Genomic DNA, 11,899 nt, shown 5'->3' on the forward strand with positions numbered 1-11,899 from the left:
GTAGCGCGGAATTTGCGCCATCGGCAGGGCCAGGTAAAGGGCGGCAAATGGCGCATTTTGATCTTTGCTGCATTTCGCGCGTGCAGACGGCCTTGACGACCCGCAGCGTATGACTTACCCCTCCTCCCGTAGCGCGGGCGTTGTGTAATGGTAAGACCTCTGCCTTCCACGCAGAAGACGCGGGTTCGATTCCCGCCGCCCGCTCCACTCCTTACCGACATCCTTTTGATTTTGGCTATTTGCGCTGGATCAATGCGCTTTTGTCGCAAGCGCCCTAGGGGTGCAGCCCTTGACCCCGCGCGATGTGCGGGCGATGACACGGCAGCACTCCAAAGGATATCTCATGGCACGTACCCCGACGCCCGGCCCCGGCACCGAAGAACGCGAAAAATCGCGTGAGTTGGGGGCCCTGCGCGCGCTGCTGCCGTTTCTTGCGCCCTATCGCGGGCTGATGATCGCGGCCATTCTGGCGCTGGTGCTCACGGCGATGATCTCTTTGACGCTGCCGCTGGCCGTGCGCCGCGTGATCGATAACTTCGGCACCGGAGAGGCCGAACTGCTGGACCAGTACTTCGTTGCCGCCCTGATCATCGCGGCCCTTCTGGCTGTGGGCACGGGGCTGCGCTATGCGCTGGTGACGCGCTTTGGCGAACGGGTCGTTGCCGATATCCGCAAGGCGGTGTTCGATCGCGTGATCTCGATGAGCCCGGCGTTCTACGAGAACCTGATGACCGGCGAGGTGCTGAGCCGGATCACCACGGACACCACGTTGATCCTGTCGGTGATCGGGTCGTCCGTGTCTATCGCGCTGCGCAATATGCTGATCGTGACCGGTGGGTTGGTGCTGATGTTGTTCACCTCGGCCAAGCTGACGGCGATGGTGTTGTTGATCGTACCAGCGGTAATTGTGCCGATCCTTGTTCTGGGGCGGCGCTTGCGGGTGCTGAGCCGTGAAAATCAGGACTGGATCGCGGCAAGCTCGGGCAATGCGTCCGAGAGTTTGGGCGCGGTGCAGACCGTGCAGGCCTTTACCAACGAGGCCGCCAGCCAGTCGCAATTCGCACAGATGACCGAAGCGTCCTATGACGCGGCGCAGCGTCGGATCAAGACCCGCGCGCTGATGACGATTATTGTGATTTTTCTGGTATTTGCCGGCGTCGTGGGCGTTTTGTGGATGGGCGCGCGGGATGTGCGTGCCGACCAGATGACCCCCGGTGCCTTGGTGCAATTCGTGATCTATGCCGTGATGGTGGCAGGCGGGGTCGCGGCGCTGTCCGAGATCTGGGGTGAACTTCAACGCGCCGCCGGTGCCACCGAACGTCTGGTAGAGCTGTTGCGGACCGAAGACACCGTGCAAGACCCCGCTGCGGCCATCGCCTTGCCCAGCCCTGTCGCCGGTCGGATTGCCTTTGAAGACGTGCATTTCAGATACCCCGCACGACCCGATGTGCAGGCACTGGACGGGGTCAACCTGTCGATCAACCCCGGTGAAACGGTCGCGTTCGTCGGGCCCTCGGGTGCAGGCAAAACCACGATCATCCAGTTGATTCTGCGGTTCTATGATCCTGCTTCGGGGCGGATCACCCTTGACGGGGTCGATCTGCGGGATGTCTCGCGTGCGGCCTTCCGCCGGTCGGTCGCCTTGGTGCCGCAAGACCCGGTGATTTTCGCCGCCTCTGCCCGCGAGAACATCCGCTTTGGCCGCCCCGACGCCACAGACGCCGAGATTGACGCCGCGGCCGACGCCGCCGCCGCCCACGGGTTCATCAGCGCATTGCCCGACGGCTACGACAGCTATTTGGGTGAACGCGGGGTGATGCTGTCGGGCGGGCAAAAGCAGCGTATCGCCATCGCCCGCGCCATCCTGCGCGACGCGCCGGTGCTGCTGCTCGACGAAGCCACAAGCGCCTTGGATGCAGAAAGCGAACGCGCCGTGCAGGCCGCCGTGGATCGGTTGAGCGCGGACCGCACCACCCTGATCGTCGCGCACCGTCTGGCGACGGTGAAAAAGGCCGACCGCATTGTCGTGCTGGAAGCAGGGCGGATCGTCGATATGGGCACCCATGACGAGCTGGTCACCAAAGGGGGGCTCTATGCGCGCCTGGCGCGGCTGCAATTCACCGATGGTCTAGCGGACGTATAAAAAACCTTGTGAATTTTACGGTTAAATGGAAACAATCACACCCGAATGGATCCAGAAGGAGAACAACATGGGTTTGTGGAGTTTCGTAAAAGACGCCGGCAAGAAAGTGTTTGGCGGCGGTGATGATACCGAAGTCACCGGAGCCGCGCTTCAGGATGAATTGAAAGACCTCGGGCTTGACGCCGAAGGGCTCGATATTTCTGTCGAAGGCGACAAGGTCAAGGTTTCGGGCAAGGCGGCGAGCCAAGAGATGAAAGAAAAGGTCATTCTGGCCGTGGGGAACGTCGAAGGCGTTGCCGCGGTTGAAGAAGACATGGACGGCGGCGAGGGGGACGGCACCTTCCACACCGTTGAAAAGGGCGACACGCTTTGGGCTATCGCGGCCAAGACCCTTGGCAATGGCGCGCGCTATGAAGAAATCTTTGAAGCGAATAAACCCATGCTGACCCACCCCGATAAAATCTATCCCGGTCAGATGCTGCGTATTCCTGCCAAGTAAACGCACCACACATAAGGGGTGCGCCACGTGCTTTTACCCCATAAAAGAGAGCGGCAGGCAGCGTCTGCCGCTCTTTTTCGAGCCTTCCGTTGGGTCAGTGGGCTTGAACGCAGCGTTTGAGCGCCTGCAAATGCTTGCGAAAGCTGAAATTAGCAATCATCTTTGACAACAGGGAATAACGGGATGCGGGCAAACCGCACCACTAAGGGAGGAACATAATGTCATTTGCCGGTGTAGAAGACCGTAACGCAATCGAAGCAGAAATGCCGTGGGCTGACCGCGACGTGCCCAAAACACTTTGGAGCATGTTGAGCGAAACCGCCGGAAAGTTTCCAAGCCACGACGCGATCAGCTACCAGATTTTCTCTGGGCCGAAAGATCACGCGGAAACCCTAAGCTGGTCGCAGCTGCGGGGGCAGGTGGGCCGTGCGGCCAATCTGTTCCGGTCGCTGGGTGTGGGGCCGACCGATGTGGTCGCCTATGTCCTTCCAAACTGTAACGAGACGGTCATCACGCTTCTGGGCGGTGCCGTCGCAGGGATCGCAAACCCCATCAATCCGCTGCTCGAGGCAGAGCAGATCGGATCGATCCTGCGTGAAACCAATGCCAAGGTCGTTGTGACCCTGCGGCCTTTCCCCAAGACGGATGTGGCCGAGAAAACCGCCGAGGCGGTCAAGCTGGCACCGAATGTCACGACCGTGCTCGAAGTCGACCTGTGCCGCTATCTGACCGCGCCAAAGTCGTGGATCGTGCCGCTGATCCGTCCGAAGCTGAAGGTCACCAATCAAGCGACCTACAAGAACTTCAATTCCGAAATCGCAAAGCAACCGGCCGAGCTGACATTCGACGATCCGCAAGAGGATCGCGTCGCCTTCTACTTCCACACCGGCGGGACAACGGGCATGCCGAAAGTGGCGCAGCACAAGTATTCGGGCATGGTCTACAACGGCTGGCTTGGGCACACGCTGCTGTATACGGAAAACGACAACATCATGTGTCCGCTGCCGTTGTTCCACGTTTTCGCCTGCCACGTGATCCTTATGGCGGCGGTGAAATCCGGTGCGCATGTGGTCTTCCCGACGCCTCAGGGCTATCGCGGGGACGGGGTGTTCGACAACTTCTGGAAACTGGTCGAGCGCTGGAAAATCACTTTCATCATCACTGTCCCTACGGCGATTTCCGCCAAGATGCAGCGCCCGATCAACGCTGATATCTCGACCGTGAAAACCGCCTTCTCCGGCTCGGCACCCTTGCCGCTGGAACTGTTCCGGCGCTTTGAAAAGGCTACCGGCATCACGCTGATCGAAGGCTACGGCCTGACAGAGGCGACCTGCCTTGTGTCGTCGAACCCGACGGACGGGGTGCGCAAGGTAGGCAGTATCGGGATCACCTTCCCCTATACGGATGTGAAGATCGTCAAAAGCACCAGCGACGGGCTGGTCGAGGCAGAGGTCGACGAGATCGGCGAGATCTGTATCTCGAACCCCGGCGTCTATGCGGGCAACACCTATACCGAAGCCGACAAGAACAAGGATCTCTACTATCAGGGCACGCACCTGCGCACAGGGGATCTGGGCCGTATTGACAGCGACAAATACCTCTGGATCACAGGCCGCGCCAAAGACCTGATCATCCGTGGCGGTCACAACATCGACCCCGCCGAGATCGAAGAGGCGCTTCTGGGTCACGAGGCGGTCGCCTTTGCCGGTGCCATCGGCCAGCCCGATGCCCACGCGGGCGAGGTACCTTGCGCCTTTGTCGAACTGGTCGCAGGTGCGTCGATCACCGAAGCCGAACTGCTTGAGTTCTGCAAAGAGCACGTGCAGGAACGCGCGGCGCAGCCCAAGCATATGACCATCATGAGCGAGCTGCCCAAAACCGCCGTCGGCAAGATCTTCAAGCCCGACCTGCGCAAAAACGCGATCACGCGCGTCTATGACGAGACGTTGGAAGCCGCCGGTCTGCCCGCGCGTGTTGCCTCTGTCACCGATGACAAGAAACGCGGTCTGGTTGCGCAAATCGCCATGAATGGCGCAAGCGAGGCTGATGTCGGCGCATCGCTGGACGTCTTTACCTTCGGTTGGGAGGCCGCGTGATCCAACCCGACTACCGCGTTCTACTGGATGAGGAAATCTGGGCCTATATGGACCGCTCGGACAGTTTCTATCCACCGGACGCGGTGTCACTCACCATCGACCAGCAGCGCGCTGTCTATAACCGGATGTGCGCTGCTTTTCACCAACCCCACCCTGATGGGGTCCGCACATGGGACGTGGCCTTCGGCGGCGTCCCATGTCGCGTTTACGAGGCCGACACATCCGCGATCACGGTCGTCTACTATCACGGCGGCGGGTTTGTTGTTGGCGGGCTCGACAGTCACGATGATGTCTGCGCCGAAATTTGCGCCGCGACCGGCTACCGTGTGATCTCTGTCGACTACGCGCTCGCCCCCGAGGCCGTCTTTCCCGCTTGCTTCAACGACGCATGGGCAGCGTTTCAGGCGATTGCAGCCGCATATGACGGCGGGATTGTATTGGCGGGGGACAGTGCGGGCGGCAATCTTGCTGCCGCCGTCGCCCAAACCGCGCGAGGATCTCATGACGGGCGCATAGCGGGTCAGGTTCTGATCTATCCCGGACTGGGCGGAGATCGCAGCAAGGGCAGCTATATCACCCACGCCAACGCGCCGCAGTTGACGGTTGCGGATATGGAGTTTTACCAGCAGGTGCGATCCGGTGGGGTGCCGCCTGTGGACGATCCACGCTACGCCCCGCTGCACGATACCGACTTTACCGACCTGCCGCCCACGGTGATACTCACGGTCGCCTGTGACCCGCTGTCGAGCGACGGGGAAGCCTATGCCGCCGCGATCAACGGGGCAGGCGGGCAGGCCCATTGGCACGAGGCCGCGGGCCTTGTCCACGGCTGTCTGCGCGCGCGGGTGATGTCACGCAAGGCGGCGGCGTTCTTTGATCAAGTGACAGCGGCGATCGGCGCTGTCGGGGCAGGGCAGTGGCCTGCGATCAGCACGGCCTGAGAAACTAGCACGGCCTAAGAAACGGTATCATTTCAGGAAAGACTGCGCCTTCATCGTATCAGCAACAGGCGCACCCAGACGGCCAAGGATCGTCGGCGCGAGCTGCAGCTGGTCGATCACCGTATCTTCGGACGGCCCTTCGGCATCGCCAAAGTAATACAGCGCGGTTTCCTGCTGTAAGGCACTGCGTCCGCCGTGGTGCCCGCGCTCGTCCTGCCCGTGATCGGCTGTGACGATCACCTCATACCCCAAGGCGCGCCATTTCGGGATGAAGGGGGCCAGCATCTCGTCCATGACGGCGCAGGCGTGGTCCATTTCCTGACAATCGTGGAAAAACCGATGCCCCATGCTGTCCAGCGTGCAGGTGTGCAGCATTCCGTAGTTCAGCCCGAACCGCAGCGCCAGATTGGTGAGAGAGCCAAACAGATCCACATCCGACGGGGTCATCTGGTTTACCAGCCCGTAGCCGGTCATCGTGTGAAACCGGCCGTGGTTGATCGTGTCGCTCTCGGGCTCGTCGTATTCCACATCGCGCACATAGTCGAAGGGGTGGCGGTTGAAGAATTGCGACCAGAAAGAATGGGCCACGGCCCCTGTCACACCGCCCGCCGCACGGGTCTGGGCGAAGACGTCCTTGTGCTTTAGCCGGAACACATTGCCGTTGCCGGTACAGCCATGTTCAGCCGGTGCCACACCCGTGTGGATCGAGGCATAGCAGGAGGCAGAGATTGACGGCAGCACCGCACGCTGGGTCCAGACCCGCGCCTCGCCACTATCGACCCAGCCTTCCAGATTGCCGAACAGCCGACGGAAATTGCGGTAGGGCACACCGTCGAGGATGATCAAAAGCAGCTTGTTCTTCATGTCGATACCTCTTCGGCGGGCCACAGCGCTTGTATGTGTCCGATACAATCCGCCTCGTTGCCCACAGGCTTAATTGCCAGCACTTTCCATTTTGCGATGTGCGATGGTTTCTTCCAGCCAGCCGATCTTCATCTCGGGGACAGAGCTCAGCAGCAGGTCGGTATAATCGTCAAAGGGCGGTGACAGCACCTGACTTTTGGTGCCATACCGCACAACTTCGCCCTGATACATCACAGCGATACTGTCTGCGATGGCTTTTACCGTCGCCAGATCGTGGGTGATGAACAGATAGGCGACATCCTCGATCTTTTGCAGGTTCAACAGCAGCTTGAGGATGCCATCTGCCACCAGCGGGTCAAGCGCGCTTGTCACCTCGTCGCAGATGATCAGCTTGGGCTTGGCGGCCAGCGCACGGGCGATGCAGACACGTTGTTTCTGCCCGCCCGACAGCTCTGCCGGATAGCGGTCCTGAAACCCGTCGCCTAATTCGATCTCGTCCAGCAGTTCCTGAATGCGCTTCTGCTTTGCCTTGCCTTTCAGCCCGAAATAAAACTCGAGCGGGCGGCCGATGATGGTGCCCACGGTCTGGCGCGGGTTCATCGCGGTATCGGCCATCTGGTAGATCATCTGCATCTCGCGCAGGTCTTCGATGGGGCGTTGCGCCAGGGCGGGGGCAAGCTCGCGCCCGTCAAAGGTGATCGTCCCGTCGCTTGGGGGCAGCAGGCCGGTGATTACGCGGGCCAGCGTGGATTTGCCCGAGCCGGATTCCCCCACGACAGCCAATGTCTGGCCCGGATGAATATCGACGTTGATCTTCTTGAGCACATCAAAATCCGTGCCAGCATAGCGGGCGGTGACGTTTTCGACCCGTAGAACAGGGGTATCGGTCGGCGTTTTTTCCTCGTGGCGGATCGACCGGACCGACACAAGCGCTTTGGTGTAGTCTTCCTTGGGCGCGTTGATGATCTGGTCAACGGTACCGTATTCGACCATATCCCCTTGTTGCAGCACCATAATATGATCGCTGACCTGCGCCACAACCGCGAGGTCATGGGTGATGTAGAGCGCGGCAACGCCGGTGGCGGCGATGGCTTCTTTGATGGCGGCCAGCACGTCGATCTGCGTGGTCACATCCAGTGCCGTGGTGGGTTCGTCAAAGACCACCAGATCGGGCTGCGGACACAGTGCCAGCGCGGTCATGCAGCGTTGCAACTGCCCGCCAGACACCTGGTGCGGGTAGCGGTTACCGATGGTTTCAGGGTCCGGCAGACCAAGCTTGCGGAACAGATCAACCGCGCGTTCCTCGGCCTCGGCCTTGGTAAACTTGTTCTGATAGATCGCGGCTTCGGTCACCTGATCCATGATCTTTTTCGCGGGGTTGAAAGACGCTGCCGCGGATTGCGAGACATAGGTCACCTCGGCGCCGCGCAGGCGGCGCACGGCGCGTAGACGCTCCTTGAGGATGTCGCGCCCGTTGACCCAAACCTCGCCGCCGGTGATCTCTACCCCGCCGCGGCCATAGGCCATAGCGGCCAGCCCGATGGTGGATTTGCCCGCGCCGGATTCCCCGATCAGCCCCAGCACCTTGCCGGGTTGCAGATCAAAGTCGACACCGTGCACGATCTTGATATCAATCGGCTTTTCGCCGGGCGGATAGGCGGTCGCGCCGATTTTCAGGCCGCGTACCTTGAGAAGTGGCTCGGTCATCCGCGGCCCCCTTTCAGCGATGTGGTGCGGTTCAAAATCCAGTCCGCAACAAGGTTGATAGAGATGCAAAGCGTGGCGATGGCATAGGCCGGATAGAGCGCCGCCTGAATACCATAGTTGATGCCTTCCTTGTTCTCTTTCACGATGCCGCCCCAGTCAGCTTGAGGGGGCTGTACGCCCAGACCCAGAAACGACAGCGTCGACACAAAGAGCACCGCAAAGATAAACCGCAAGCCCATCTCGGCGATCAGCGGCGACAGCGCGTTCGGCAGGGTTTCACGGAAAATGATCCAGCCGATCTTCTCGCCGCGCAGGCGGGCGGCCTCGACATAGTCCATCACGGTGATGTCCACGGCCACAGCGCGCGCCAGACGGTAGACACGGGTGCTGTCCAACAGACCCATCAGGATAATCAGGATCGGCACGGTGGTCGGCATCACCGACAGCACGACAAGCGCAAAGATCAGCGACGGGATCGACATGATCAGATCGACAAAGCGCGAAATGGCTTGGTCGACCCAACCGCCCGAGACGGCTGCGAAAAAGCCCAGAATGGACCCCAGCGTAAAGCTGAGGGTGGTGGCTGCAGTGGCGATAAAGATCGTGGTGCGCCCACCGTAGATCATACGCGACAGCAGATCGCGCCCGATGCTGTCGGTGCCCAGCAGGAACTCCGACGATGAAGGCTCCCACACGTCGCCGACGATTTCAGCCATGCCATAGGGGGCGAGCCAAGGGGCAAAGACGGCCATGATGAAATAGACGCTGGTAAAGAACAGGCCGATCATGGCGGAGATTGGAATGTTTTTCATGGGTTCGCTCCCAAACAAATGAATGGGTCAACGTCAGGTGGCGATACGGGCATGCGGCAGGTGTTCGCGTTGATGCGAAGCTGAACTGCGGCCCCGTGCGTCGCGCATTGCCTCGGGGGGAGATGCGCGGCGCTCATTTGGGGTGCCTCAGGCGCGGGTTGGCAAGGATCGACACGATGTCGGCCACAAGGTTCAACCCGATATAGACGGCCGCAAAGATCAGACCGCAGGCTTGCACCACGGGCACGTCGCGTTTGCTGACGTGATCGACCAGATATTGCCCCATGCCGGGATAGGCAAAGACGACCTCTACCACCACGACGCCGACAACCAGATAGGCGAGGTTCAGCATCACAACATTGACGATCGGGGCGATGGCGTTGGGGAAGGCGTGCTTGCGGATAATCTTCAGCATGCCCAAGCCCTTAAGCTCGGCTGTTTCGATATAGGCCGATTGCATCACGTTCAGGATCGCGGCGCGGGTCATGCGCATCATATGCGCCAATACGACCAGCGTCAGCACCATCACCGGAATGGCAATCGCGTTCAGCTTGGCCCCGAGGCTCATGCTATCGTTGATGATCGCCACCGACGGAAACAGCCGCCATTTGATCGCCACCCAATAGATCAGCACATAGCCGATCATGAATTCCGGGATAGAGATCGTGGTCAGCGTGACGGCCGAAATCAGCTTGTCCGGCCAGCGGTCTTTGTAGCGCACGGCCAGCAGGCCCAGAAAGATCGCCAGCGGCACAGAGATTGCAGCAGCCCAGAAGGCAAGGAAAAGCGTGTTCTTCAGACGCCCGCCAAGGCTTTCTGCGATATCGCGGCCATTGGTCAGCGCGGTGCCCAAGTCTCCTTGAAGCACGCCGCCCAGCCAGGCGAAATAGCGGGTCATGGCGGGATCGTTCATGCCAAGCTCTCGGCGCAGGTTCGCAAGCGCTTCGGGCGTGGCGGATTGACCTAGGATGGATTGTGCCACGTCGCCGGGCAAAATCGAGGTGCCTACGAAGATCAGAATCGACGCGGCAAAAAGGAGAAGAAGGCCCAACGCTAAGCGTTGGGCGATCAGTTTGACGATGGGATGCATAAGCTGGGTTTACCTTATGCGTCTTTGACCCAGCATTTGATCCCGGCTTTGTTGTTGGACAGTTCCGCGTTGGGATCTTCGACCCAGCCGCCGACATTGTTGGCGACACCATCCACAAAGTCGTTGAACATCGGCAGGATCAACCCGCCTTCGTCGCGGATCATCTGACCCATCTTGGAGTAGGTCTCTTTGCGCTTGGCCTCGTCCAGTTCGGCGCGGGCCGACAGCAGCATCTCGTCGAACTCGGGGCGCTTCCAGCGGGTGTCGTTCCAGTCCGCGGTCGACAGATAGGCGGTCGAATACATCTGGTCCTGCACCGGACGGCCACCCCAGTAAGAGGCGCAGAACGGCTGTTTGTTCCAGACCTCGGACCAGTAGCCATCGTTCGGCTCGCGTTTGATCTCAAGCGGGATACCGGCGGCTTTGGCGGATTCCTGGAACAGCGATGCCGCATCGACCGCACCGGGGAAGGCACCGTCTGCAACGCGCAGGATGATCGGGCTGCCATCGTGACCGGAGGCGGCGTAATGCTCTTTCGCCTTCTCGATGGAATGTTCGCGCTGCGGGATCGATTCATCGAACAGCGGATAAGAGGCGTTGATCGGCATATCGTTCCCGATGGTGCCGTAGCCGCGCAGGATCTTGTCGACCATTTCCTCGCGGTTGATCGCATATTTCAGCGCCAGACGCAGGTCGTTGTTGTCGAACGGTGCGGTGTCGACATGGGCGATAAACACATAGTGGCCCCGACCGGCAACGGATTTCACCGTCAGGTTGGGCGCGCGGTCCAGTAGGGCGGCAACCTTGGGATCAACGCGGTTGATCATGTTGACCTGACCCGACTGCAGCGCCGCGGTCCGTGCGGTGGCATCGTTCAGTACCAGCACCTCGTTATAATCTGTAAAGCCGCGGTTGTCGGCGTCCCAGTAGTTTTCGTTACGCTTGAAGCCGTGGCGCACGCCGGGCTCGTCAACTTCCAGCGTGTAAGGGCCGGTGCCGATGCCCGCGCCGGGGTTGTCCATGCCGCCATCGGGCTGAATCATCAGATGGTAGTCGGCCAGCAGATAGGGAAGGTCAGCGTTGCCGACGCCCAGTTCAACGATGAAGTTGTCGCCATCGACCTTCATGTTCTCGATACCGCGCATGATGCCCAATGCACCGGATTGGCTGTTTTCATCCGAATGGCGCTGCATGGTTTTCAGCACGTCTTCGGGTGTCATTTCCTTGCCGTTGTGGAACTGGATGCCCTTGCGGATTTTGAACGCCCAGGTTTTCGCGTCGGCCGAGGCCTCGTAGCTTTCGGCCATGCGGTTTTCGATTTCCCCGTTGGGATCGACCTCGACAAGGCTTTCGTACAGGTGGCGCAGGTTGTTCAGCGGCACTTCGGAGGCGGTCAGCGCAGGATCGAGCGTATTGGTGGATTCACCGCCCGACGACCCGATTTTCAGTGTGCCACCGCGAATCGGTGCTTCGTGGGCTGCGGCCTGCGCGTGGTTCGCCAGCATCGAGTTGGCGACGGCGGCCGTTACGCCCAAAGCAGCGGCACGCCCGACGAATTCGCGGCGTGTCATAGTGCCCTTGGCCACTTGGCCGGTCATATGTTTCAGTTGATCATCCATGATGAGAACTCCCTGTTTTAGGTGATACTTCCACGCATTGGTGCGCAGGTTTTTTTATTGACTGGTGGCACAACGTTAAGCATTTCAGCCCGTGTCGCAAGTGGTAATACCGGCGGCCATGTGACGAG

9 protein-coding genes and 1 tRNA gene are annotated in these 11,899 nt (G+C 60.2%); 5 read left to right on the forward strand and 5 right to left on the reverse strand.

Annotated features, from left to right (window positions below; all coding sequences use genetic code 11):
- Positions 1-133: 133 nt before the first annotated feature.
- The 5 genes from AADW22_RS06220 (at position 134) to AADW22_RS06240 (ending at position 5,679) form a co-directional block, all read left to right on the forward strand.
- Positions 134-207 (forward strand) — tRNA-Gly (locus AADW22_RS06220).
- Positions 208-343: 136 nt separating this feature from the next.
- Positions 344-2,143 carry an ABC transporter transmembrane domain-containing protein gene (locus tag AADW22_RS06225; RefSeq protein ID WP_407474490.1) on the forward strand — a complete coding sequence of 600 codons (1,800 nt, stop codon included), beginning with the start codon at positions 344-346 and terminating at the stop codon, positions 2,141-2,143.
- A 67-nt stretch (positions 2,144-2,210) separates the two neighbouring features.
- Positions 2,211-2,642, forward strand: coding sequence for a peptidoglycan-binding protein LysM (gene lysM, locus AADW22_RS06230; protein ID WP_037943733.1), 432 nt, complete (start codon positions 2,211-2,213; stop codon positions 2,640-2,642).
- 218 nt (positions 2,643-2,860) lie between these two features.
- Positions 2,861-4,738 carry an acyl-CoA synthetase gene (locus tag AADW22_RS06235; protein ID WP_009826457.1) on the forward strand — a complete coding sequence of 626 codons (1,878 nt, stop codon included), beginning with the start codon at positions 2,861-2,863 and terminating at the stop codon, positions 4,736-4,738.
- Positions 4,735-5,679 (forward strand): alpha/beta hydrolase, encoded by a 945-nt coding sequence (locus AADW22_RS06240; RefSeq protein WP_243251563.1) that lies wholly within the window; start codon positions 4,735-4,737, stop codon positions 5,677-5,679. Before AADW22_RS06235 ends, AADW22_RS06240 begins: the two co-directional genes overlap by 4 nt.
- A 27-nt stretch (positions 5,680-5,706) precedes the next feature.
- Here AADW22_RS06240 and AADW22_RS06245 read toward each other — a convergent pair whose 3' ends face one another.
- From AADW22_RS06245 to AADW22_RS06265, 5 genes are all read right to left on the reverse strand, one after another.
- Positions 5,707-6,543: an alkaline phosphatase family protein gene (locus AADW22_RS06245; RefSeq protein WP_005852240.1), complete on the reverse strand. Its 837-nt coding sequence runs from the start codon at positions 6,541-6,543 to the stop codon at positions 5,707-5,709.
- Between the two features lie 69 nt (positions 6,544-6,612).
- The gene (locus AADW22_RS06250; protein ID WP_005852242.1) at positions 6,613-8,250 is read right to left on the reverse strand and encodes an ABC transporter ATP-binding protein; all 1,638 of its coding nucleotides are present in this window, start codon (positions 8,248-8,250) and stop codon (positions 6,613-6,615) included.
- Positions 8,247-9,062: an ABC transporter permease gene (locus tag AADW22_RS06255; protein ID WP_407474491.1), complete on the reverse strand. Its 816-nt coding sequence runs from the start codon at positions 9,060-9,062 to the stop codon at positions 8,247-8,249. Before AADW22_RS06255 ends, AADW22_RS06250 begins: the two co-directional genes overlap by 4 nt.
- 133 nt (positions 9,063-9,195) lie before the next feature.
- A complete protein-coding gene (locus tag AADW22_RS06260; protein ID WP_005852247.1) occupies positions 9,196-10,152 on the reverse strand; it encodes an ABC transporter permease in 957 nt (318 codons plus the stop codon).
- Between the two features lie 14 nt (positions 10,153-10,166).
- A complete protein-coding gene (locus AADW22_RS06265; RefSeq protein ID WP_037943738.1) occupies positions 10,167-11,771 on the reverse strand; it encodes an ABC transporter substrate-binding protein in 1,605 nt (534 codons plus the stop codon).
- Between the last annotated feature and the right edge of the window lie 128 nt (positions 11,772-11,899).

Source organism: Sulfitobacter sp. PM12, from assembly GCF_045586035.1.
Classification (GTDB): Bacteria; Pseudomonadota; Alphaproteobacteria; order Rhodobacterales; family Rhodobacteraceae; genus Sulfitobacter; species Sulfitobacter pontiacus.

Bases quoted from the DNA above. Each gene is read 5' to 3' on its own strand.
- AADW22_RS06225 (WP_407474490.1), top strand. From the start codon at position 344: ATGGCACGTACCCCGACGCCCGGCCCCGGCACCGAAGAACGCGAAAAA.
- lysM (WP_037943733.1), top strand. From the start codon at position 2,211: ATGGGTTTGTGGAGTTTCGTAAAAGACGCCGGCAAGAAAGTGTTTGGC.
- AADW22_RS06235 (WP_009826457.1), top strand. From the start codon at position 2,861: ATGTCATTTGCCGGTGTAGAAGACCGTAACGCAATCGAAGCAGAAATG.
- AADW22_RS06245 (WP_005852240.1), bottom strand. From the start codon at position 6,543: ATGAAGAACAAGCTGCTTTTGATCATCCTCGACGGTGTGCCCTACCGC.
- AADW22_RS06250 (WP_005852242.1), bottom strand. From the start codon at position 8,250: ATGACCGAGCCACTTCTCAAGGTACGCGGCCTGAAAATCGGCGCGACC.
- AADW22_RS06255 (WP_407474491.1), bottom strand. From the start codon at position 9,062: ATGAAAAACATTCCAATCTCCGCCATGATCGGCCTGTTCTTTACCAGC.
- AADW22_RS06260 (WP_005852247.1), bottom strand. From the start codon at position 10,152: ATGCATCCCATCGTCAAACTGATCGCCCAACGCTTAGCGTTGGGCCTT.
- AADW22_RS06265 (WP_037943738.1), bottom strand. From the start codon at position 11,771: ATGGATGATCAACTGAAACATATGACCGGCCAAGTGGCCAAGGGCACT.